The sequence below is a fragment of the Myroides sp. WP-1 genome (assembly GCF_014145635.1).
Classification (GTDB): domain Bacteria; phylum Bacteroidota; class Bacteroidia; order Flavobacteriales; family Flavobacteriaceae; genus Flavobacterium.
Genome location: NZ_JACHTC010000001.1, coordinates 305,747 through 329,896 on the forward strand (window position 1 = coordinate 305,747; position 24,150 = coordinate 329,896).

Annotated in this window: 21 protein-coding genes and 1 other RNA gene; 6 read left to right on the forward strand and 16 right to left on the reverse strand. The window is 35.3% G+C overall.

The genetic code is table 11. From position 1 onward, the window contains the following. Positions 1–21 precede the first annotated feature (21 nt). Positions 22–885 (forward strand): SDR family oxidoreductase, encoded by an 864-nt coding sequence (locus tag H4K33_RS01390; RefSeq protein ID WP_182646713.1) that lies wholly within the window; start codon positions 22–24, stop codon positions 883–885. A 148-nt stretch (positions 886–1,033) separates the two neighbouring features. On the opposite strand, the gene H4K33_RS01395 is transcribed toward H4K33_RS01390, so the two are convergent. From H4K33_RS01395 to ssrA, 3 genes are all read right to left on the reverse strand, one after another. Beyond that, positions 1,034–1,525 carry a GNAT family N-acetyltransferase gene (locus H4K33_RS01395; protein WP_182646714.1) on the reverse strand — a complete coding sequence of 164 codons (492 nt, stop codon included), beginning with the start codon at positions 1,523–1,525 and terminating at the stop codon, positions 1,034–1,036. Then, positions 1,522–2,061: an NADPH-dependent FMN reductase gene (locus H4K33_RS01400; protein ID WP_182646715.1), complete on the reverse strand. Its 540-nt coding sequence runs from the start codon at positions 2,059–2,061 to the stop codon at positions 1,522–1,524. Before H4K33_RS01400 ends, H4K33_RS01395 begins: the two co-directional genes overlap by 4 nt. Before the next feature lie 469 nt (positions 2,062–2,530). Further along, positions 2,531–2,927: a transfer-messenger RNA gene (gene ssrA / locus H4K33_RS01405) on the reverse strand. A 163-nt stretch (positions 2,928–3,090) separates the two neighbouring features. Here ssrA and H4K33_RS01410 point away from each other — a divergent pair. Beyond that, complete coding sequence (locus tag H4K33_RS01410; RefSeq protein ID WP_182646716.1) at positions 3,091–4,296, forward strand: NAD(P)-dependent oxidoreductase; 1,206 nt, start codon at positions 3,091–3,093, stop codon at positions 4,294–4,296. Between the two features lie 377 nt (positions 4,297–4,673). Beyond that, the gene (locus H4K33_RS01415) at positions 4,674–5,102 is read left to right on the forward strand and encodes an acyl-CoA thioesterase (protein WP_002992508.1); all 429 of its coding nucleotides are present in this window, start codon (positions 4,674–4,676) and stop codon (positions 5,100–5,102) included. Positions 5,103–5,316: 214 nt separating this feature from the next. Here H4K33_RS01415 and H4K33_RS01420 read toward each other — a convergent pair whose 3' ends face one another. Beyond that, on the reverse strand, positions 5,317–5,808 hold the full coding sequence (locus tag H4K33_RS01420) for a hypothetical protein (RefSeq protein WP_182646717.1): 492 nt from the start codon (positions 5,806–5,808) through the stop codon (positions 5,317–5,319). A 346-nt stretch (positions 5,809–6,154) separates the two neighbouring features. On the opposite strand from H4K33_RS01420, the gene H4K33_RS01425 reads away from it, so the two are divergent. Further along, positions 6,155–7,051: a 3-hydroxyacyl-CoA dehydrogenase gene (locus H4K33_RS01425; protein WP_182646718.1), complete on the forward strand. Its 897-nt coding sequence runs from the start codon at positions 6,155–6,157 to the stop codon at positions 7,049–7,051. A 119-nt stretch (positions 7,052–7,170) separates the two neighbouring features. Here H4K33_RS01425 and prmC read toward each other — a convergent pair whose 3' ends face one another. Next, positions 7,171–8,010: a peptide chain release factor N(5)-glutamine methyltransferase gene (prmC, locus tag H4K33_RS01430; RefSeq protein ID WP_182646719.1), complete on the reverse strand. Its 840-nt coding sequence runs from the start codon at positions 8,008–8,010 to the stop codon at positions 7,171–7,173. Positions 8,011–8,057: 47 nt separating this feature from the next. Between prmC and ribD the strand changes: the two genes are divergently transcribed. Then, a complete protein-coding gene (gene ribD / locus H4K33_RS01435; RefSeq protein ID WP_182646720.1) occupies positions 8,058–9,128 on the forward strand; it encodes a bifunctional diaminohydroxyphosphoribosylaminopyrimidine deaminase/5-amino-6-(5-phosphoribosylamino)uracil reductase RibD in 1,071 nt (356 codons plus the stop codon). Further along, positions 9,128–9,760 carry a YigZ family protein gene (locus tag H4K33_RS01440; protein WP_182646721.1) on the forward strand — a complete coding sequence of 211 codons (633 nt, stop codon included), beginning with the start codon at positions 9,128–9,130 and terminating at the stop codon, positions 9,758–9,760. Before ribD ends, H4K33_RS01440 begins: the two co-directional genes overlap by 1 nt. Positions 9,761–9,907: 147 nt before the next feature. Here H4K33_RS01440 and H4K33_RS01445 read toward each other — a convergent pair whose 3' ends face one another. From H4K33_RS01445 to H4K33_RS01495, 11 genes are all read right to left on the reverse strand, one after another. Continuing rightward, positions 9,908–10,771, reverse strand: a complete 864-nt coding sequence (locus H4K33_RS01445; RefSeq protein ID WP_182646722.1) for an EamA/RhaT family transporter — start codon at positions 10,769–10,771, stop codon at positions 9,908–9,910. A 228-nt stretch (positions 10,772–10,999) separates the two neighbouring features. Further along, positions 11,000–11,563, reverse strand: coding sequence for a hypothetical protein (locus H4K33_RS01450; protein WP_182646723.1), 564 nt, complete (start codon positions 11,561–11,563; stop codon positions 11,000–11,002). A 106-nt stretch (positions 11,564–11,669) separates the two neighbouring features. After that, positions 11,670–12,701: a cytochrome-c peroxidase gene (locus H4K33_RS01455; RefSeq protein ID WP_182646724.1), complete on the reverse strand. Its 1,032-nt coding sequence runs from the start codon at positions 12,699–12,701 to the stop codon at positions 11,670–11,672. 44 nt (positions 12,702–12,745) lie between these two features. After that, positions 12,746–13,615 (reverse strand): MbnP family protein, encoded by an 870-nt coding sequence (locus tag H4K33_RS01460; protein WP_182646725.1) that lies wholly within the window; start codon positions 13,613–13,615, stop codon positions 12,746–12,748. Positions 13,616–13,641: 26 nt separating this feature from the next. Then, entirely contained in the window at positions 13,642–15,627 is a 1,986-nt protein-coding gene (locus tag H4K33_RS01465) for a TonB-dependent siderophore receptor (protein ID WP_182646726.1), read from the reverse strand. Positions 15,628–15,631: 4 nt separating this feature from the next. After that, on the reverse strand, positions 15,632–16,549 hold the full coding sequence (locus H4K33_RS01470) for a hypothetical protein (RefSeq protein ID WP_182646727.1): 918 nt from the start codon (positions 16,547–16,549) through the stop codon (positions 15,632–15,634). 261 nt (positions 16,550–16,810) lie between these two features. Continuing rightward, a complete protein-coding gene (locus tag H4K33_RS01475) occupies positions 16,811–17,140 on the reverse strand; it encodes a hypothetical protein (RefSeq protein ID WP_182646728.1) in 330 nt (109 codons plus the stop codon). A 261-nt stretch (positions 17,141–17,401) separates the two neighbouring features. Continuing rightward, on the reverse strand, positions 17,402–19,366 hold the full coding sequence (locus H4K33_RS01480) for an OmpA family protein (protein ID WP_182646729.1): 1,965 nt from the start codon (positions 19,364–19,366) through the stop codon (positions 17,402–17,404). Between the two features lie 11 nt (positions 19,367–19,377). Beyond that, on the reverse strand, positions 19,378–20,310 hold the full coding sequence (locus H4K33_RS01485) for a type IX secretion system membrane protein PorP/SprF (protein ID WP_182646792.1): 933 nt from the start codon (positions 20,308–20,310) through the stop codon (positions 19,378–19,380). Between the two features lie 11 nt (positions 20,311–20,321). Further along, complete coding sequence (locus tag H4K33_RS01490) at positions 20,322–21,626, reverse strand: gliding motility-associated C-terminal domain-containing protein (RefSeq protein WP_182646793.1); 1,305 nt, start codon at positions 21,624–21,626, stop codon at positions 20,322–20,324. A 105-nt stretch (positions 21,627–21,731) separates the two neighbouring features. Further along, positions 21,732–24,134 (reverse strand): hypothetical protein, encoded by a 2,403-nt coding sequence (locus H4K33_RS01495; protein ID WP_220485278.1) that lies wholly within the window; start codon positions 24,132–24,134, stop codon positions 21,732–21,734. Between the last annotated feature and the right edge of the window lie 16 nt (positions 24,135–24,150).

Consider the following 24,150-nt stretch of genomic DNA (forward strand, 5'->3'; position numbering starts at 1 on the left):
TAGTAATAATTCGTAAGCGTTATGATAAATCAACAAATAAGAGTGTTAGTAGCAGGAGCTACGGGATATTTAGGAGGTTATATAGTAAGAGAATTGAAACGAAATGGTTATTGGGTACGTGTCTTAATTCGATCTGAAAATCAAAAAGATAAGGTACCTTTGGCGGATGAAATTGTGATAGGTGAAATAACTAGACCTGAAACGATAAAAGGGTGTACACTAACTATAGATTGGGTGTTTTCTACTGTGGGAATTACCAGACAGAAAGAGGGATTAACTTATATGGATGTAGATTATCAGGGAAATATAAACCTTCTTCAAGAAGCAGTAAAGACAAAAGTAAAGCGTTTTTTATATGTTTCAGCCATTCATGGAGATCAATTGAAACATTTAAAAATATTTCAAGCAAAAGAGGGATTTGTGGATCAATTAAAAGCATCTGGATTGGATTATCGCATTATTCGGCCTAATGGCTTCTTTTCGGATATGCTTGATTTCTTAACAATGGCTCAATCAGGTCGAGTTTATTTATTTGGTAAAGGTGAGAAGAAACTGAATCCAATTGATGGTGAAGACTTAGCGCAATTCTGTGTTGAAAAAATGCAAGGAACCGATAAAGAATGCGCAGTAGGAGGTCCCGATATTTTAAGTCAAAAAGAATTAGCGCAATTAGCACTAGATACTTTAGGAAAAAAAAGAAAAATTACGTGTTTGCCAGATTTTTTGCGTGTTCTTATTATAAAAGGGCTTCGTTTGTTTACAACATCAAAAACATATGGTCCTTATGAATTTTTCTTAACGGCAATGGCAAAGGATAATGTTGCTCAAAAATATGGAACAAAACACTTGAAAGACTTTTTTAGAGAGAAAACACAAGGACTGTAAGGGCAATAAAAGAGTTTTATATTGAACTTCGATCTTGATTAGTTCAAAAACACAGTAATTTTTAAACAAGCTAATTTTGCTTAAAAGTTTGTTCTAAACGCTAGATATTGTTTTATAGAGATTGGAGACTATTAGAAGAATCCGTTTTTTAGTATAATGCCTTTTCATAACAGTTAAACACTCCTTTTCTAAATTGTACTATACCTACTAAGGTGTATCCCTTCTTTAGATAGACTGCATTTGCAGTATTGTTTAGCGAGTAAGCATCAAAGCGGATAGAGGCGTATTTATTTGTCTTGGCATATTCTTCTGCATATTGTATCATTTGGCTTGATATACCTTTTCCTTGAGCGGTAGGTTTAACGAATAAACGATGAATAACTATAAATGGAGTAGGAGTACTCCAGTTCAGGTTATCGTATTCTATATCGTACTCTTCGTTTAAAACCATATAGGCTAAGATCTGTTCATTTTCTGTATAGATATAAGCTTGCTTCTTTTGAATGTCATTAGAGATAATATCTTCATTAGGATAAAATTCATCCCATTGATCAATACCTTGACTGAGCATATATTGTTTTACTTCTTCTAATACTTCTAAAGTTTGAAATAAGTCGGTAATATCAATTGGTTTTATCATTGCTTTTTACTTGTGTTGATTAGCTCAATAAAAGAAGAGATGAAAACACCTAATGCTTCTTTTGTTTGTGTATCTGTTACTTCATTATGCATGTTTGTTTTGCCTTTTACTCCGCGAATTAAGAGTGTTGTATCTGAAGTAAAAACAGCCATTAGTGTTTGCATAATGAGTTGTAGTTCTTCATGTCCCTTTTCTCCATTAGCTGATGCTGTAATTATCCCTAAAGGCTTATGCATAAAAGTAGGTGAAGATACACACCATTCTAAAGCATTCTTTAATCCACTCGGAATGCTAAATATATACTCAGGTGTAGAGATTAATACTCCGTCAGCTTGTAGAATTAGCTCTCTAAACTTAGTGATTTCAATAGGGGTACTCTCGTCAGTAAGCATAGGGTCAAAGTGAGGTAGCTCCTTTAGGCTGTCATAAACTGTGATGTTTAGTTCAGTTTTTACTTGTTGTTTAATGTAGTTAATCAATGTATGGTTAGAGGAATTAGCACTTGCACTTCCTATAATAGCAACTATGTTTTTCATTTGTAATAAATCTAATACAAAGCTAGTTAATTGTAACAAAAAAGTTGTTCTGATTAGATTGTAGATTGTTAAATATCTTTTTTATTATTATTCCTATTTTTTAATTGTTTTAATCATACAAATGTGATTTAATTAAAGCCTAAAATAGGGTGAATTTGAAAAAATGGTACTTTAAATTTCCCGAAATGCAATTTAATCATAAGAAGGTGTTTGAAATTATGCGAGAGTTAAATATTCGCAAAGGAAAAGAAAGCTGAAGAAGATAAAGCAAAGAGGGTGGAGCGAGAGCAGTTTGGTTGGTGGGGGATAATCTCCTTTATTGTGTTGTTATTAATGATTTTATTCTTTCTTAAAAAGAAGAAATTAATCTAGTGTATAAAAGTTAAAAAATAAAAACTGTACAAAAACTGTACAAAAATAGCCTACAAAAAAAACAACCACCTGATTGTCAGACGGTTGTTTTTAATTTCTGTGGAGTCGCCGAGAATCGAACTCGGGTCCAAACAAGCAATCAGAGAGCTTTCTACACGCTTAGTTTCAACTTGATTTTTCGATCAGCAGCTTGGTTTGAAACAACCACTACTGACTTAGTCTCTAAGATTTCGGAAGATGTCCGAGACACTAACCTTCCTAGGTTTATTTTACGGTTCCCCTCAACAAAGCGCCACAAACCAAGGCTCTTAAGGAGAATCTAGCTCTTCCACCTGGTGGAAACTAAGGCAATCTTACTATAATTCAGATTATGCAGCTAAAGCGTAATTATTTTCGCCGTTTAAAAAGTTCGTTGTCTGATATTTACGAGCAAAACAACAACGCTCGACGTGCTTACTGACTAATTCCACTCGCTGTCAAAACCGATCGACCCCTTGTACAATTAGTTTTAAGAGGTTGCAAAATTACAATTTTAAAATAAAGAATACAACCTTTAATGCTGAAAAATCTTGGCTTTTTTGGAATAACAGAGAAATACAGCTATATTTGCAAGAACCACCCTCAAAAAAACGAAACAACTAATTTATATAACATATTATGAAAATTGGCATTATTAAGGAACGTAAAAGTCCTCCTGATAGACGTGTTGTGTTTACTCCTGAAATTCTTGCAAAAGCGTTGCAAACGTATGATAAACTAGAAGCAGTAGTAGAGCCTTCAGCTATTAGAATCTTTCCTGACCAAGCTTATTCCGATAAAAACATTACACTAAGTGAAGATTTAACTGATTGCGATGTTTTAGTTGGAGTGAAAGAAGTTCCCGTAGAGGCTTTAATTCCAAACAAAACCTACTTTTTCTTCTCTCATACAATCAAAGAACAAGAATACAATAGGAATATTCTACAAACATGCTTAGCGAAAAACATTCGATTAATTGACCATGAAACACTTGTGGATCAAAACAATAAACGATTAATTGGATTCGGCCGTTATGCTGGAATTGTAGGAGCATATAACACACTGCGCGCTTTTGGTTTGAAGTATGAACTTTTTAACCTGAAGAAAGCAGAACACATGTTACATACTGAAGACCTTATTGCACAGTTGAAAAAGCAATATTTTCCGCCGATTAAAATTGCAGTAACCGGAAATGGAAAAGTTAGTCATGGTATCATGGAGATCTTAGCAGGAATGAAAGCAAAGAAAGTATCTATTGAGCACTTCTTAACTCAAAAATACGATGTTCCTGTATACACACAATTGGAAGTGATGGATTACTATAAACGCAAAGATGGAAAAGAAGCGTCTAAAGCCGATTTTTATGCAAATCCTGAGCAATATGAAAGTAACTTTGAACGCTTTACTAAAGTAACAGATGTTCTTATTACAGGACATTTCTTTAAACACGGATCGCCTAAGATCTTAACTCGTGACATGCTGAACGCTATAGATAACAAAATTCAAGTGATCGGCGATGTTTCTTGTGATGTAGATCACGGACCCATTGAAAGCACATTGAGAGCGTCTACAATTGCAGATCCTCTATATGGTTATCATCCAGGAAAACACGAAGAAGTAGCCTTTGATCATCCTGCTGCTATTACAGTAATGGCCATTGATAATTTGCCTTGTGAACTACCTAAAGATGCTAGTGAAGGATTTGGAGAAGTATTCTTAAACGTTATTTTACCCGCCTTTTTTGATGGGGATAAAGATCAAATCCTTGCACGTGCCACAGTTACACAAAATGGAAAGTTAACAGAGCGCTTTTCTTATTTACAAGATTACGTAGACAGCAAATAAAATAAATTGGCATACAGCCAACAAAAATTGTTAACAGTATGCCAAATTCAAATATTATTTGAAAAATTCACAATAAAATAGTTTTACTCCGTATATTTGTTGCGGAATTTACAATCTCAGAAGAAGACAAACTAAGAATAGTAAAGCAATCTGTTCTATCTTTTGCGAATTTTTATTTCAACCTTTGGTTTGAATGAAAAATAAGTAATAAATAGACGATTTTTCTTGAAAGGATCTAGTTGTTTGTGTGCATAGAATTGGAGTAGGGGCTTGGTTTAATTAAAAAAATCACAGCACAAACAACGAAATAAAAGCAACGCGAGAAGTGTAGGTTTTTTAAACAACAAGCCTATTATTTAATTGTTCAAAATAAAACTATGGAAGGTGAATTAACAAGCAAGGAGCTGCGTATTCAAAAAAAAATTAAAGATTCTGAAACTCACGTGTTCAGAACGGTATTTCCAGGACAAACCAACCACCATGGCACAATGTTCGGTGGAGCTGTTTTAGCTATCATGGATGAAATTGCCTTTATGACTGCTACTCGCTTTTGCCGTAAACCAATTGTAACTGTTTCTAGTGATAAAATCGACTTCAATCAACCTATTCCTGTAGGTACATTAGTTGAATTAATTGGAACAGTTGTACGCGTAGGTCGTACGAGTTTAGATGTTCGAGTAGACGTTTTCGTTGAAAGTATGTATAGAGAAGGTCGTGAGAAAGCAATTTCGGGTAACTTTACTCTTGTTGCGATTAACGAAAGTAAACGCCCTGTACCTGTAATGGATGAAATAGAAACCTTCTAAGGTTTTTTGGTAATAAAACTAAAAAGCTACTGTGCAAGCACAGTAGCTTTTTTTATATAATCAATTCATTTGCCGTACATCCCCCCTTATATTTAAATGGAACTATCCTTTAAATAGGATATACTGCCAGAATGAAGCTGATTACTTTTAAAATCACTTATAAGTTCTTCTCCTTCTAAAAACAGTGGAAAAAATAATATATCTAGGCTATTAACTAAGAAGAATGGGGCAGTAGGGCCTCCAATTTTGTATAATCAATCTCTAGTTCATTATCATACACTACCTGATCTAACGAATGGATATACAGTTGACTAAATTCTGTCTCATTCCTGTGGATTAATTTTAAAAACTCTGCCTCAAATTGTTCTTTCCTCACTCTTAAACTTATTGTTTGATCTCCACCTATATAATACAAGGGGTAGTTTAGACCAATTTGTTGAGACATATCACAAAGTAAATCATCCATATTCGTAATTGCCACAGTATAAATGTCTATGTGCGATCCGTAGATTTGAATGATATCTTGATATCTTGCTAAGATATCATTTGCTATGTCACAATTTGGATTCCACAGTACAACGAAAGAAGGCGTGTTTTTTTGTTCAATTTTAGCGTATAAATCCGCCGCAGTTAATCCTTCTGGTTTAATTTGTGCTTGCAAAAAACCTGCAAAGAATCCAAATGCCAATAAAAATATTTTTTTCATTACTTATAATTAATACGAAATAGGTATACTAAATGCATAGGTCGGTTTGCCTTGAAGAAATCATTGTCAATTGACAATATTTTTAACAATAGATGTATTTTGCTTTAGGGACGCTAAATATTTAGCTAATATACTTTAATTATTTAAAAATACAAGTTTACTACAGCATATTTTATCTTAAATTTTAGAAAACAACAAAGTAGACGATAAACATAATCAACAAAAAGAACTCAAATTGAGTAGATAAAAGGGAAGGAGTACTTCGTTAAATTTGTTAATTGATTCGATTTTCCTTATATTTAAAGAACTGATAATAGTTATCAACTCATACTAAATACCAAAAAATATGACGATAAAGAATGTTACCGTAGCTGGAAGCGGTGTTTTAGGCTATCAAATAGCCTTCCAGACAGCCTTTAAAGGATTTAATGTAACTGTATATGACATCAGTGATGAAGCTATTGAAAAGGCTAAAGCAAAGTTTGAGCTCTTAAGTAAGAAATACCAACAAGATTTAGGAGCTACGCCAGAGGAGTTAACACAAACCAAAGCAAACTTATCTTATTCAAGTGACCTACAAAAAGCGACAGCTCACGCAGATTTAATCATTGAAGCTGTACCAGAGAATCTCAAAATTAAAATTGGATTTTATAATGAGTTGGCAAAAGTAGCACCTAAACACACCATTTTTGCTACAAACTCATCCACTTTACTTCCAAGCCAAATAGCAGAAGCTACAAAGAGACCTAAACAATTTTTGGCATTGCATTTTGCCAATGAAATTGGAACGCATAATACAGCTGAAATTATGGGGCATGCGGACACAGACCCTGCAATTTTTGATCAAATCGTTCGTTTTGCGGAAGAAATAGGCATGATAGCGCTACCTCTACACAAAGAACAACCCGGATATATTTTAAATACGCTTTTGGTTCCTTTATTAGAAGCTGCAACCCATTTATTAGTTAACGAGGTAGCGGATGCACCTACAATTGATAAAACGTGGATGGTTGCGACAGGAGCCCCCATAGGTCCTTGTGGTATTCTCGATATTATTGGAATTACTACCGCGTATAACATTATTAAAATGACGGCAGACGCAACCAAAGATCCCGAAAAAGTTAAGACAGTTGAATATCTAAAAAGAGAATTTTTAGATAAGAATAAACTAGGAGTCGGAACGGGAGAAGGATTCTATACGTATCCCAACCCAGCTTTTAGAAAAGAGAATTTTCTAAAATAACCACGCTATTTTGACTGTAAAAAGCCTTGATAAATCTCAGTTTGTCAAGGCTTTTTTATATTAAAGTTTTACTTTAATTAATATTATGTAAAACACATAATTAAAGCTATTTACACATATTAAATATACGATTTAGTCATGCGATCATTACCAAGAAGATCTCGACGTAATTCACTATTTTTAAATCCAATAGCATCCAATAATTCAACCATTTCTTTTCCTAAGTATTGATTGATTTCATAGAATAACAATCCCTCTGAATTTAAATGTGTATAGGCCAATTGAGCAATCTTGCGGTAGAAGATCAACGGATCCTGATCTTCAACGAACAAGGCTGTATGGGGTTCATAATCCATTACATTGGGTTTGATTTCTACTTTTTCTAATTGGCGAATATAAGGGGGATTAGATACAATAATATCATATTTTTGTTTCAATTCTCCTACAGCTAGGATATCTTGTTGAATACAATCAACGGATACCTGCATAGCGGACGCATTTTCCTTAGCCACAGCTAGTGCATCTGCAGATACATCTAAAAGTGTAACTTTACTTTGAGGTAATTCTTTCGCTAAAGTTAATCCTATACAGCCGCTACCTGTACCTATATCTAAAATTTGAAGAGGGTGATCAGGGGAAACGGATTGAAGAATCCACTCTACCAATTCTTCCGTTTCAGGGCGTGGTATTAAGGTATGCTCATTGACTTTAAAGGTGTAACCATAAAAATAAGCTTTACCAAAAATATGCTGAACAGGCCTTTGTTGAATAAGATCTGCTAACACCTTCAACCATACTGCTTCTTTCGCAGTAGTTAATCCTGGATTCATAGCTAAATCCAAGCGTCTTTTCCCTTCGAGTTCTTCCAAACAAAATAGAAATAACTGTTGGGCTTCAAGCTCATCATAAATAGGAGTCAATTGAGCAATATATTGGTCTTGTAGTAATTTTATCAACATAGTTTAAACGCTAAAATCCCTAGTAGATTAGCTAAAAAGAATTAAATTTGTTCAAAGATACAGTTTTATCAATTTTGGAAAAAGACGAATACTATATTTCTCGATGCATACAACTGGCAAAACAAGGAACTTTTGCTGCTCTACCTAATCCATCTGTTGGAGCTGTGGTTGTACATAACGATAAGATCATAGGAGAGGGGTTTACCTCTGCTTATGGAGGCTCACATGCTGAAGTCAACGCTATTGGCCAGGTCAAAGATCAGGCGTTATTGAAAGAAAGTACCCTTTATGTTAGTTTAGAACCCTGTAGTCATTTTGGAAAAACACCTCCTTGCTGTGATTTAGTTATTGCCAAGCAAATTCCTCGTGTCGTTGTGGGTACGATTGATCCCTTCGCTAAAGTTTGTGGAATGGGGATCCAAAAGATGAAAGAGGCTGGTATTGAGGTAAAAGTTGGTGTTTTAGAAGAGGAGTGTCGAGAAAGCAATGTTCGCTTTTTTACTTTTCACCAAAAGAAGCGCCCCTATATCATCCTCAAATGGGCAGAAAGTCAAGATGGTTTTATTGCGCCTCTTCAGCGAGATATACAAGCACCTGTTTGGTTGTCTAATGCTTATGCGCAACAACTAGTACACCAATGGAGAAGTGAAGAAATGGCTTTTCTTGTAGGAACCCAAACGGTAATCGATGACAATCCTTCTTTGACTACGCGTTCTTGGTATGGCCAAAACCCTAAACGCATCTATATTGATCGAAAGGGCGTGATTACAGATGCCTATGCAATCAACAACCAAAATGATGCAACGATCTGTATTACAGCAAATAAAAACGCTAAATCAACCAAGCATATCACGTATTATTATGCTGATTTTGACTCAAATCTAGTGCAACAAATTTGCGCTATTTTATATGAACTTCAACTTTTATCTGTAGTGATAGAAGGAGGATCACAAACGATACAACACTTTATTACGGCGGATCTATGGGACGAAGCTCGTATTTTTAGTAGTGAAATACTGTTAGGAGAAGGAATTACCGCTCCGCATTTTAAACAGCAGTATGCCGCCACACATTTTACAATTGCCAATAATGAACTACGCATTTTACACGCCAAATAATGACGGAAGAAAAAGATTTTTATAAAACAATTAGTCAACCTACTGAAGAGGTGTTATACAAAGAAAAAAACAGCAAATTCTTTGGATATGCTTTCCCTATTAAAAAGGAAGAGGAGGTAAAAGAAATACTGGATCAAATTAAAAAAGTACACTACAATGCCCGTCATTGGTGTTATGCCTTTCAACTAGGTACTGATCCTGTATATTATCGAGCAAATGATGATGGAGAACCGAGTAACACAGCTGGAGCTCCCATTTACGGACAAATTCAATCCTATGATTTAACGGATGTGCTTATTGTTGTTGTTCGTTATTTTGGAGGAGTAAAACTCGGAGTAGGTGGTCTGATTACAGCTTATCGCGCTGCTGCACAAATGGCATTAGATGAAGCGGAAATTATCGAATGTACTATTGACAAAAAGTTTAAAGTGCGCTTTGATTACAAAGACATGAACAACGTAATGCGTGTTATTAAGGAGCGAAACCTCAATTTAGTACAACAAAAACTAGAAATGACGTGCGAAATTGAATTATCTATTCGAAAAAGCGAGTATCAACAAGCATTAGATGCTTTTGTTCCGTATTATGAGGTTAAAGTAATAGAGCCTTCTGCAGAAAATTATCATTCTTAGTAAACAAAAGCTATTACGTCTTTGAATAAAAAGGGGTATCTTATAAAAAGATAGCCCCCTCAAGTAATAATACAATAAAAAATAATAACTATCTTCTATTTATAACGAGTGATGTTCTACTTTCGTATAGCAACAAATCAATTTTTATTATCCCAAAGAAAAAACAAGCAAAGAAATAGCGCAACCCGCTAATATTAAGCCTATTATATTTTTAAATGAAAGCTTTTCTTTAAATAAACTATAGCCTAACAACGTTCCCAAAAAGATAACACCAAAGTTCATTCCCGCAAATACAATAGTTGGGTTAGAGGAGAAGTGTTGATGCGCTTTCATATAAAAAATTATATTGATAAAATTCAATCCACCAATAAAAATACCAGAAGCGAAATTGAGTCTCGATACTTTAAAAATATTCTTTTTATTACCAAAAGTATAAGTCAATAGACTCAAAAACAACGCTGTTGCAAAAACGTAAAACAGACTTTGCGTATAGGGAATCGCAGCATATAAAGCCAATTGCTTAAAGCAAATATCGATAATTCCAAAACCTAAAAATGTACTCAATAAGTAAAATGAGCTTTTTGTAGACGATTCAAACTGCGCTGTATTTCCTTTATTCAAAATAAAATATACCGAAAGTAAACCAAGTCCCAAAGCAACATAACGCATCGCATTTAATTCTTCTTTAAAAATAAAAATAGCAGCTATTATGGGAATTAATAAAGATAATCGCTGTGCAATATCTGTTTTAATTAAACCAGCGTATTGAATCGATCTAAACTGAGCAATAAATATTGAAGGTAACAAAACGCCCAAAGCCGAAATAACACCCCAAGGCATTGTGGTTGAAATTTGCGTAAAATCAACTTTAAAAATAAAAAAAGATAATACGGAAGTTACAACGTAGTTGAGAATAATAATTTCAAAGATATTAACGGAGAATCTTTTGATATACTTAAAAAATACACCAACTGAAACGCTACCAAGAATACTGCAAATTAAATAGATCATACGATTTTGAATAGAGCGTTACAAAAATAGAAATTTAAGGAAGATCCCAACTCGAAAGGGGGTTTTAATTTTTCTATTTTACATAATATTAATTATAATATAATTGATATATACTGAGAAGAAGGACTTCTCATTCATAAAAACATCCTTTAACTCACAAATACTCATCTACTGATAACCTTCAATTATTTCATAAAAAAAGCCACTGTTTGTACAGTAGCTTTTTGTTCATTCTTTTATAAAATCTTTTCGCTTGATCACCTGTAAATCTTTGCTTACAATAATTCCTAAGGTATCCGTTTTTATCGTGTGTGTTGCTGTTTGAACTTGTAATAATGCACTTACTTTATACGCTACAAATTGTTTAGAATCTGCCAATTTCTCTTTGGCGATAACTTCTTCTAATTCTTGTATCATTGGCGCTGCTTTTGCTTCGAGTTCGCTGTATTCTCGAACAGCCTTGTCAATTTCGTCTCTAACGTTTTTAATTGGATGAATTTTGTACAACAACATATACTGATTCACCGCATGTTGTTGTAGCTCAATAAAAGGCAAATATCCAATTTGTAATTCTTCGAGTAAATCTTGTCCTTTTAGCTGCAATCGATCTTTTTCTGTTAGGGTATCAATTCGAACAATCGTCAATTTATTTTCTTCCTTTTTTAAGTCAATTCCCAATTCGGACTCTACATATGGAGTTACCGCTTTGCGCATACGGTCAGGCAACGACTCTTGTAGAGCAAAAGACGACAAAACAACAAAACCAATAACAAGGAATAATACTCTTTTCATTTGATGTATAGACTATAAATTAGGGTGTAATTTACACCTTTTGCACTAATTATTAGCCTCCCTCCTGCCAATTATTACCTTTTTTACAGCACAGATACAACTTCTTTTACTGTTTGCTGAAATTGTAGTCGCTTAATGTTAGCATAAAAGCAATTAAGGCCTCTTTTTCTTCTTCGGTTAACGCCAATCTGTTTTGATTTTCTTTAAAAATAGGATCTAAATTGGCACTGTTAATCACTCCTTGATCCATATAGTCTAAAACTTCTTTCAGTGTTTGAAATTGTCCAAAACTACCATAAGGGGCTGTAAATTCAATATTTCTCAAAGAAGGTACACGAAAACTCATATAGTCGTTTAGATCACCTGTTACACGGGCTCTTCCAGCTTCATTAGTATCCCGGTTAATTGGAAAGCCAATGTTTCTAAAGGTTTGATCCGTAAATAATTCTCCGCTGTGACAATTGGCACAATGCACTTGAAATAAATAATATCCCTTGCGTTCTTGTTTTGTAAATTGCGCCTTATTTTGCTTGACCTGATCGTACTTACTTTCTGCTGAAATTAAAGTATATTCATACTGGGCAATACTTCGATAAATTCGCTCCGAAGTAATAGCTCCATCTCCAAAAGCTTTTTTAAACAGGCTTTGATAATCTTGATCTTCCTTTATTTTTCCAATTACCTCAAGCATAGAGGAATGCATTTCTTCAGGGGTAATTATCGGTACTATAACTTGCTTTTCCAATTGGCGTTTACTACCATCCCAATTATAAAATTGCATAAAAGCCAGGTTTTGAATTGGCGGTACATTGCGCAAGCCTATCTTTCCTTCTATTCCAACTCCTTGAGTTTCATGGTCGGCATATGCGGAAGCTTGTATGTGACAAGTGGCGCAAGCAATCGTATTATCTCGGCTTAAACGCGGATCAAAAAACAGCTTTTTCCCTAGTTCTACACCAAACTTCGTCGGTTGATTGTTGTAAAAAGCGGAATTAAGCGCAGGAAAATCAACAGGAATAATCAAATCTACTAAAGGATTATCTTCTATAGGTTCATAAGACTCGTCTGAACTACAAGAAACTAATCCCAAAGAAAAATATAAAATACTGATTTTTATAATTTTATATAATTTTTTCATAGCAAATGAAGGGAGTTGTTCCTACAAACAACTCCCTGTGGTATTTAATTTTTAACTTCCAAAATAGAAAACATCCCGCTTAAATCGCTTGTTCCATTTCCTCCTAAATTGTCAACAAACTTGGTCATCTGTACCGCCGTGTGAACATTAGGTGTTGCATTGTCCTCTGATCCTGTACCAGAACTTAGTGTAATGGTATTAGACTTTCCGCTTAACAAAGCATTAAAATCGGCTTTAATAACAATACGAGGTGATGATTTTCCTACTTGAGCTAAAACAGGTAAATCTAAAGTTACATCTCTATAAGCATCAACTCCTTGTACTAAAGCTCCTGTATCATCATCTTCTACTGTACTTCCTGTGTGAATTGATAAGGTTTTGTGATCTGCTTCATAAAATCCTTCAATTTTGGTAAAGCGGTAACCTGTTCCCCATTCCCACATCATTTCAGTATCATTCGCACCTGCTGCGGCATAAAAAACAGGAAATTTAGCTTCGTTAAGTACATTTAAATCACTTCTAACACCTAACCCAAACTTAATTTGTTTATATTCTCCTTTTGGGATATCGCGTAATACATAGCTTAAACTACTTACTTTCGCCTGATTGATTACGGTAGCTCCTTGATCTAAATCATTGATGTGGTACGGGATTTCTTTTCCGTCATTTTTTACTAAACGAATGTTGCTAATTACATATTTTGCTTCGCTAAAGTGATGTACTTGTCCCTCTACAGATGTGTTTACTGTTGCGATTGTTGAATTTGCATCTCCTAAAACAAGAGGCTTATCGCCAAATGTATTGGCAAACTCCAAGGTAACTTTATTAGCCACAGCCTTGTTGTCGTCACTTGAACAAGAAACAAGAGCTAATGTAAGAATGGATAAGGCGAAATATTTTGTTGCGTTTTTCATTTGTATTTTTCTTTATAAGATTTTGTTTAAAAATTTAATTTTAACGACGTAAAAAAGTTACGTCCCATTCTTGGTATATTGCCCCAATCGGCATATGTTGAGTAGTATTCATTGAGTAGATTCTCTGCTCCAATTTGTAAGGTAGACTTCACTCCTTTTACGTAAAAGTTATAGGCAATAGAAGCGTCCCAAATGGCATAAGAAGGTGTTAAACGTTCTCCATACTCCGGACTATAGTCCCGTTGTTTTCCATCCCCATGCACCATTGTTTGTACACTGAAATCGCGGTAGCTATAATGCAAAGAAGTTTGATAGCTAAAAGGGCGAATAAAAGGTAAATTTCCCTTGTCGTTATCTTGTCCTCGAGCATATGTTATGCTCCCTTTCCAATGTAAATCATCTAAAATATGGTAATGTCCTGTCAAGGAAAAATTGAATAGCGTTGCGTATGTTAATGAAGTATACCCCTTTACTCCTACAGATTGATAGTTCATCGGGCTTCCTAAACTCAGAATGCGCCCAATGATGTAATCTTGGATGTAGAAGTAATTCGCTTGTGCTACTAAGTCAAATCGCTTGCCTTTATATCCAATACTCGCTTTAATTTCATGTGATACCTCATTGTCCAGATCAGGATTTCCTATATAATCATAACGGTCATAACTATTGTAGATATAATATCCGTAAGCTTCTGAAACAGAAGGTGCTCGATGACCATATCCCAAACCGAAAACAAAATTAAATCGATCAATATCTAGCTGATAACTTGCATGTAAACTAGGTAATACTCGTGTTTTTTCTTGAGCTGCACCAGGGTGAAAAATCCAATTGAATTCAATGTACTTGGCTTTGTTGTAATTCACTCCCAATCCACCACCAAAAACAAGTTGACTATGGTCTGTAAGCTTTACTTCATTGTTTAGAGATAAGCCTGTATACGTCGTTGTTACCCAAGGCCATGTATAGGCAAACATGGTTTGCTTTTCGCGATCTTGCGGATACATACGCATTTCGGCAATCGATAGGTTTGTATAAGCATTCAATTGCAATTCAGAGGAATAAATCCCTTTTTTAAAATCCGCTTTAGATAGTAATCCATAAGTCGTACTCCAACCTGGCATGTCCATATGGACTAAATTTTCAGGGCGTGTGGTATCATCCATATAATGTTCAATAGCATTAAAATACGCTTTGGTATCCCAAAATTTAATCCACTTGTCTTCAAATAATTGCTTGTACGACAGCGAAGTAATAATTGCACGTGACAACCATAAATCCATCGGCAACGCTGGATAGCCCACATCTTTGGCTACATCGAAGATGGCATCAACACGTACAGCAGATAAGTCACTTGTTTTGTATGCTATCCCCAAAGATGTATTAAATTTTTTGTACTGTGAATATGCCACTTCTCGATTATTTCCATCCTTGTAGTTTTCTGCGGTGCGGTAAGCTATACTTGCATCAGTTACCCATTTTTTACTTGAAAAAGACAGATTTCCCAAATTGTACACTTGTTTATTATTGAATTCAAAACCACTTTGAATTGCCGCATTCCATTGATTATAAGGACTAAATACACTATTTTTTCGCTTTAAATCAATGCTTCCTGCGATGGTAGATCCGTGCATTCCTCCTTCTTGTCCAGATTGGATATTTATTGTCTCTAAGTTGTTACTTTCAACATAAGAGGTAATAGGATCCATTTTATCCGTACAAGCGCCAAAAATATGCATACCATCAATGGTTAATGTAGTGCGTTCTGTACTCATATTGTTCAATAGGGGTTCCCAGGCATACGCTCCTCGTTTAATGAAACTAATCTGCTCAGAAGATGCTAAAAATTCATCTACTGATACTGCCATTTTCAAATCTGTACGTATTTTTTCTTTCGCTTGTGCAAGCACGGCGATTTCATCTAAAACCGTCGAAAGACTATCTTCTGTTATCACTGGTTGCTGTGCAACAGCACTTAAAGCAACCAAACTAAATAAAATAGAAAAGATTCTCATACGCTTAAAAAAGGATATCTATAAACAATTCACTTTTTACTCCTGCGACACCTGGTGTAAAATCTGTAGGAACTTTTGTTCCTTTAACTAAGCGTCCTTTATCATTTTGTAGAATAAAATTCAAGGTCCAATTCCCCGTCATGGTATAGTTGACTACTCCGTAGTACAATTCATCAGCTCCTTGTACCAAATCTTTGTTATTTGGAGAGGAATGATTACCCATTGACGGCTCAGGCATACGCGGATCTAAAAACAGTTTATAATCCGTTACACTTGAATAAGCAAATTGCAATTGCGTTAAATCTGACTCTACTTTGTCACGGGTATTATTGTACTTAAAAATACCAGCAACCAATTGATTCTCGGCTACTTTTGGCTTAATTGGTGCAACAAGTGCAATGATATAACGCTCTTGATCGTTTCCGATAAAAGAAGTCATGTTTAAATTCATATTGCCTTGTGGAAGTACTGTAACCGGATGAACCTGTTTAAAATGTTGTCCTTCAACACTAAAATCGAAGATAACTTCCCATTGACCTGTTGTGCTTTCTTCTGTAAAAACACTATATCCCTTATAATAATGCTCTTGAGATTGATACTTGAGCTGATAACTATGAGGACAAGTTTCTTTCTCACCTGTTGCTTTTGTTTGAACAGGCAAAAAGGTAATCGCTGCGTCCTCTACTACTTGTTTAGTGCTTATTTGCACAAGATGCAAGCGCACTTCGTTATAACCTTTGTATAATTTTCCGTCTAATGCCTCCATATGGATACGATACGGACCTTGTTCAAATGAAATAACTTCTTTGAACTCGTGATTATCTGGTACAGTAGTATTTCCTTCAGATTCATAATCTGTTTTATCTATTGTACAAGCCGTAACAACAAGGAATGCTGATACGAAACAAATAAATTTTTTCATTGTTTGACTGGGGTGCCTTCATGCATTCAAAACGAACAAGTATGTCCCTTCACTATCACAAAAGACAGGGACTACATGTTGGATTAAATGGTACAAAAGGCCTCTAGTGCTATTAAACTATACATTTAATAGCCGCGGTTTACAAATAAGTGAATTGAATACAGGAGTGATTAGATCAAAAAGTAAAGCATAGCTAACTCTTACTTTAGGGGTTTTCCCAAAAGCAATCCATAGGTAACTTTCTCCAATAATTCCTCATTTTTAGCAAACAGGAGGTCGAAACAGTAGGGTAGAAAAAGAAAAGCTATAGTGGTCTTCAACACTTACCATCGGTTTGATGTAATACGTGTAATTAACCGTACAATTAATCACAGTTATAGCTTGATAATAAATTAATTGAATCTCTGCAGAGGCAAAATGGGTTCTGCCTTTATCGGTATCGGTATCAGAGGCATTTGCTAGTTCTTTGGTAAGATGACATTTCCCATTACATGCTAGTTCTGGTTTATCTTTATTTACACAAAGTTCATTTTTGATATAATCATATAACACGACGTACTCCACAACAGGCAATACCGGTTTGAAGAACATAAATAGAGATAATATGATTGTCGCAATTTTCACCTTACAAAGGTCTGTTATATTTTCAAAACAACAAAATTTGAGCATGTTTCTGTGAATTATTGGATTGAAAAAGTAAATAGTCTGGGTATTGTTATCGTCTTTTCTTTAGATTCTATCAAAAAAAAGGACCAGCAAAAAGCTGGTCCCTCTCAATCTAAAAAGTTATGCTAGTTCATGTTTCCATTCACTGCAAAGATTAAGAAAAAAGATTTTTAGTTGATTTTATTCTTAATTATTTGAAATAATAAACTCACTTCGTCTATTGGCTTGGTGTTCTGCTTCTGTACACTGAACCCCATTTCCACAGTTATTGGTCAACTGTGTTTCTCCATATCCCTTACCTACTAATCGGTTAGCATCAATTCCTCGACTTACCATCCATTGAATTGTTGACTGTGCTCGACGCTCAGATAATCTTAGGTTATATGCATCATTTCCTCTACTGTCTGTATGTGTATTGACTTTTAACGTTAGATGTGGATACTGTAATAATACTTCAACAATTTTCATCAATTCAATTTGAGCATCTGGACGAATATTTGATTGATCAAAATCAAAGTATATCGGTTCTAATTTCAATTTCTTGAACAAATCATCTCCCGATTCAATTTTCGTCCCATCAGGCTCCAATACTACATTATGGCGTTGTTGATGTTCTCGGTTAGTCTCCACAGTAAATTCACGCGTAAAATAACCCGTGTGCATAACGCGAATGCGGTATTGTTTTCCACAATCTAACTGATCGATGGTGTAATATCCTTCTTGATCAGTTAACACATGACCAATCGGATTTTGTTCCGCATCAAAGTAAATAACCTCTACTCCTTCAATTCCTTGCTGTGTTTCTTGATCAAGAATCAATCCATCAAGGGCTTGATAACACGGCGTTTCGACAAACAAATAAATATCATCTCCGCCTTGTCCTTCTTCGCTATTGGAGCTGACAAATCCCTTTTTAGTTGCGGTGTCAATGTACATTCCAAAATCGTCAAAAGCAGTATTGATATCTGGACCTAAATTGGTAGGCACACCCATTGTTCCATCTCGATTTATTTTGGCCTTAAACAGATCCAATCCCCCAAAACCGGGATGTCCATCACTCGAATAATACAACATATAATCACTGGAAATAAAAGGAAATGTTTCGCGACCTGCTGTATTAATTTGACTTCCTAAATTCTCGACCGAACCAAAGCGTCCTGATTCGTAAACACTCACTCGAAATAAATCTGATTGCCCTATAGTCCCCTGACGATCTGAAACGAAATACAACCATTGTTCATCGGGTGTTAAAGCTGGATGCGCAGTGTTGTATTGGTCGAGGTTGAAAGGCAGTTCTTCAACTGCTCCCCAAAGTCCATCTAACTGTTTACTAGCGCGATATATTTTCAACAGTGAGGTTTCCTCCTCATTGAATTGCGCGCGTTTATTACCTCGTGTAGATCCGTAGTTACTCGTAAAATACAACGTCTTTCCATCTTTAGTCACTACGGCAGTTCCCATATTGCGGTCACCTGATGTAATTTCTTTCGCAAACAATCTGGGCTCACTAAAAGCTCCATCTTCACTTATGGTTGACGTATACAATTTTGTATAGTTTTGATTGGTCCAATTGTGCACCTTGTTCTTCATCTCTTCACTGATACGCGCCGAGGTAAAAATCAATTGATTATCTACTAACGTAGCCCCATAATCTGAGTATTCGCTGTTGAGGGATAAGTTAATCTTACTGAAACGAGAGGCAACTAATGTTTTACGAACCAATTCATCATTTGTCATAAGTAATTGAGCTCTAGAATCTGATGATTTCAACGCCGCAAACTCTTGTAAAATAATATCCGCGCGTTCTACTTGATTCATCGCTTTGAGCGTTTGAGCATACCGATAGTAATACTCTGTATCAATGTTTGCTAAATTCTTATCTTGATAATTCCCTTGAAATAGCTCGTCATACCATTTATACGCTTCAACAAATTTTCCATTAAAGTAATAGGAATCTCCAAGTTTACTTAAGATTGACGTATTAATAAATCCTTTTTTAGCCATGTTTTCATACACTTTAATTGCATCGACATAGGCGAAATTTTCATATTCTCTATCCGCTTTTCGCTCTTTCCTGTTTTGTCCAAAGCCAATTACACTGGAAAACAAGAAAAAAAGCAATACGCTTGTATAGCAATATTTTCTTTTCATAATTGCTTGTTTTAGAAAAATCGAGGTGCGACTTTTCGTCTGTTATTTTTAAATAGCTCAAACTTCATGAAGATCTCATGAGAACCTGAATGATAGTTGGCCAACTTGCTTGTATCTGCATCATAGGTATAGCCGATAAATAATCCTTCACTTACCTGGAAACCAGCTAATCCACTAATTGAAGCATCCCAACGATAAGCGGCTCCAACGGTAAATTTTTCATGGAACAAGAAGTTTGCGGTTACATCTACTTGAAGCGGACTTCCTGTCATTACTTTGACTAAAGCAGCGGGTTTGAACTGAATATTGTGATTCAAATCAAATACATAACCTCCCATCAGATACACATGTGCTTTCTCTTTCATTACTTTATAATCGTTGTCATTATAAATATTACTCGACAAAATCATAGGTACTGAAATTCCAACATAGGCTTTATCTGAATATAGATAGGCTCCAGCTCCCACGTTTCCAGCAAACTTATTCTTGATATTATCTTCAGAAATGGGATCTGTACCGTCGTAAATGTGGAGTTTATTGTAGTCGACATCTAAAAGCGATCCTGTCCCCTTTAATCCAAAAGCAAGTTTATAGGAATAATTGAGCGCTACAGTGTAAGCGAAATCGATAGATAAACTATTTTCATCCATCACACCTAAATGATCATTCTTGAAGTGGATTCCCATTCCTACCCCATTATCTGTCAAAGGAGTAACTGCAGACAAATAAGCTGTTTTAGGAGCTCCTTCTAAGCCTACCCACTGTGTACGGTACAATCCAAAGAATTGCAAATGATCTACACTACCTGAATAAGCAGGGTTTATCGTTGCAGGATTATACATATATTGGGTGTATTGTGGGTCTTGCTGTGCATGGGCTTGAACGATACTCATCAAGCTTAAACTAGCTAATATAAAAGCTTTTACATTGTTTTTTCTTATCATTGCTTCCATCTTTAGTTCGTTTCAAGGTGTAAGTTCGCCGCCTTTTTAATCATGCGACTGCCATTCTCATCTTTGTACTCATAGCTAACTACATAGTAATAGGTACCACTAGGGAGTTTAGTTCCCTTGTCTACAGTTGCTTTCCCTTCAGAATAACCTGTAAAAACGTTTGTACTACCATTGCCAAGCGGATCATATCCCTTAGTTTCGTATACTCGCGTTCCCCAACGATTAAAAATTTCTACTTTGTTATTCGGATAATTCTGGATATTGTCAATGATGAAATAATCATTTTTTCCATCTCCATCTGGTGTCACTAAATTATAGATCACAACATCGCCGTCTAAAATCCAGTCTTTTTTAACTGTCGCAAGCGTAAAGAACCCATAGCCTTTTACAGTCGCAATGGTTGTTACTTCTTTAGCTGACATATCTACCACTCCTCCTTCATCAACCCAAATTTGCGCTTTTGGATCCCATCGCACAATATGCAAGTCTTCTTCTGGACGAACTAACACTTCTGGAGAAGTTGTTTCTTCATCCCAACTCAAGGTTAGCAATACATCACTTGCGTTATTTTCAGCTTTGTCTATTAACCAGTATTCTGTAGTATTTAAGTTTTTAATTACCCCTACAGTATTTGTACGAGCGTTGAAAAAATTTTCATCTTGATACCTATATTGTCCAATGAAAATATCCGTCTTTTCTTTTGGTGCAGAAATACGGGCATAACGATATTTTTCTTTGTTACCTGTTGGATAAGTGAAAATATCATTTCCTATTTTTTCTACAACCCCCTCAATATGAGAAGCATTGTCTGTATTAATAGCTTTCGCCCCCTTTTGAAAGGTAAACATACCATATGATACCTTTGTTATAGGGTTATAACTAGAATCAATTGCGACAATTCCATTTTGAAAATCTACTGTGCCATGTGCATCCAGGTTATTCTTTAAATCAAAAGCTACTTGACTAACTGGACTGTCAAACACAATATTGTAGAAAGAGGCAAACTGATTTCCTGCTATTTTTTTCGCTTCTAAAGGATCTCCTTCTGTTCTAAAGATGGTTGTTGAAGTTGTGCTGTTTGTTGTAATTCCATAAGCCCCATCATTGAGAAAATGCTGCAAATAAATCATTTTTCCATCATTTGTCACCTTCCCAGATTCCGTGTTTTCAAAGTTAACCCCCATGGATACAACATCATCTGATGACACAGAAAATATACCTTCATTGGTAAATTTAACCTGTGCCTGTGCATATATACTATTTGCTAATGCAAGAAATAAACACGCTTGTATTACTTTATTTTTCATCATTTTGAGTGAATAAAATTAATACTCTATTAAAATGCTAAACGCCTTTTAATCTTTTGTTTAAACAATGAGTTTAGCATACAACTAAACTCATTGTTTTGAAAACTATCTTAAAGTATAGTTTACATTGGTATTTTCTTGTGCGTATTTAATTGCCCAAGTAATTGTATTCGCATACATAATACTATTGTAAACCAATACTCCTCTATAATAGCTCTTGGCAATTGGAGTACCTCCTGCTGAAATAGCTGCTGGCCAAATATTTGAATGACTGCTTCTTGCATCTCCAGCTGTCCATCCTCCATCTCCAATAAACACATATCCCAATGAGCGGTGTTTCAAGAACCAAGCACGTGAGGCATCGTCTTCTACATGTGATAAACTTATGAACTCGTTGGAATATCCAGTTACGTAATACGAGTTGTTCACATCACTTCCTGCACTTCTTCCTCTAATATCTCCAAAAGGACCGTTTAGGATTGGATCATTTAGAGTTACCAATGGGTTGATATACGTTGATCTTGTACCAGAAATTGAGGTGCCTGAAGAATAGGAAATAGCATTCATTAAATCCACCGCTAAATTGTAAGAATTCTCTTGTGCATGGATCAATACTCCTTTTTTGTTTTTAACAAAGTCTTGTAAAACTTGGGTTGTCTGAGCATTTGGCAAATAATTATACCCAATTATTACAATGTCAATTTTATTGCTATTGATTAAATTTCGAAGGGCACTTCCTTGATTTGTACCACCATTGACAATGTTGATTTGATCAATTTTTACAGTTCCATTCGGTCCAAAGTTACCAGCAGCTTGTAAAATTACTCTAGATGCTTCTGTATTTGAAGCTGTACCTGCCTGATATGCACCGCCTCCGAGACCTAGAATATTCATTTTGCGGTATACAAACTCAATAGCTGCATTACAATTATTTCCACCCATTGTACTATTTGTCGTTAGGGTAAAATGGTGTAATCCTCCATTTAATGGCATACCATTTCCTCTTAGTATCACTTCCTGTAAACCAGCATTACTAAATGTTCCACTTGCAGTAAAGGATACCCCATTCACTGTATTCGTTGTAAGGGTATAATCTCCTACATACTCAACATTTACATTGATTGAAATAGTATTTGTTGCATTCATAGGGATATTCGGCGCGTAATCTCCTCTAACTATCAGTGAATTACAAACTAGATTATATGCAACTGGTTTTTTCTCCACTTCAATATTAAAAGTACATGGACTAACTAAGCCTGAGGTTTGATTCAAGGTATACGTATGAGTACCAGCAGCTGTTGGTGTTCCAATTGCACTTAACACTACTTCTTTACGCCCAAGTTCTTCAAATGAAAGTGGTCCTGATGAGAAGTAAACTCCTCCTACTGTATTGGTTTGTATGCTTGTGTCTCCAGTAGCTTCAACGTTTACAGTTAGTGTTACTGTATGAGCTGAGGTAACTGGTTCATCTTGTTTGAACACTCCATTTACCACTGCACTAGTACAATCTACAGTAAAACGTATTGGCTCAACAACTACCGGGATAACAGAACAATTCGTTGCTGTATTCGCATTAGCCGAAATATTAAATAAATCTGTACCTGAAGTTGTTGGTTTTCCTGTACCTAATAGCTCTACTGTTTGTATACCTGTTGTTGTAAAAGTACCTGAACCTGTAAACGAATATCCATTTACTGTATTTGTCGCTATATTCCAGTAACCAGTTGCGTTGACATTAACTTCAAGCTTCATCTTGTTTTCAGACTCAAGCTCTTTTCCTGCATAATATTTACCTTCTACTGTAATCTTAGAACAATTCAATACAAAGTCTACGGCAGCTTTTTCGACGAATACGTATTTATCCTTACACGTACTCTCTTTGCTGTTTAATGTGATTTTTAATAAATCTCCATTTTCCCCTGTATTGTACCCAACATTTGGCGTTCCTACACCTTCTAAAAGTAAAGTATAGTTACCTGATGAAGGGAATGTTCCTCTTGTCATGAAGTAATAGCCATTGGTTGTACTGGCAATAATTTCATACGTTCCCGCTTGTGTAACGGTTACAGGTATGGTTAGATAGTTGCTTGTATTGAGGTAAACTCCTTGTTTGTAAATTCCTTGTGGTGTAATATCCTGACACTGAATGGTTGTAATCTCAAACACTGCTGGTGGCGGTGTACCACAAATACTCAACCAATTGTCTTGTGCCACACTCCAATAGTTAAAACAACCTGTTGTTTTGTTGTAAATTAATAAACCATCCGTTTTTGTTCCTATGGCATCTCTTTGCTGTGTCGTTAATCGAGGGGTCAAAAATCCTTTGTTTGCACTCTCTAACTCAAGAATAGCTCCTAGACTCGGAACAGCTGTTGTTCCTGAAATAGTTCCATCCTTAATCTTTGTCATATTTGTTTGGGCGATACTGGAAAAAACTCCTAGAAATAGTATCAATACTAATGAAATCATTGATTTCATTCCCTTATATATAGTTGTATTATTATACATAATTTATCCTTTTAAA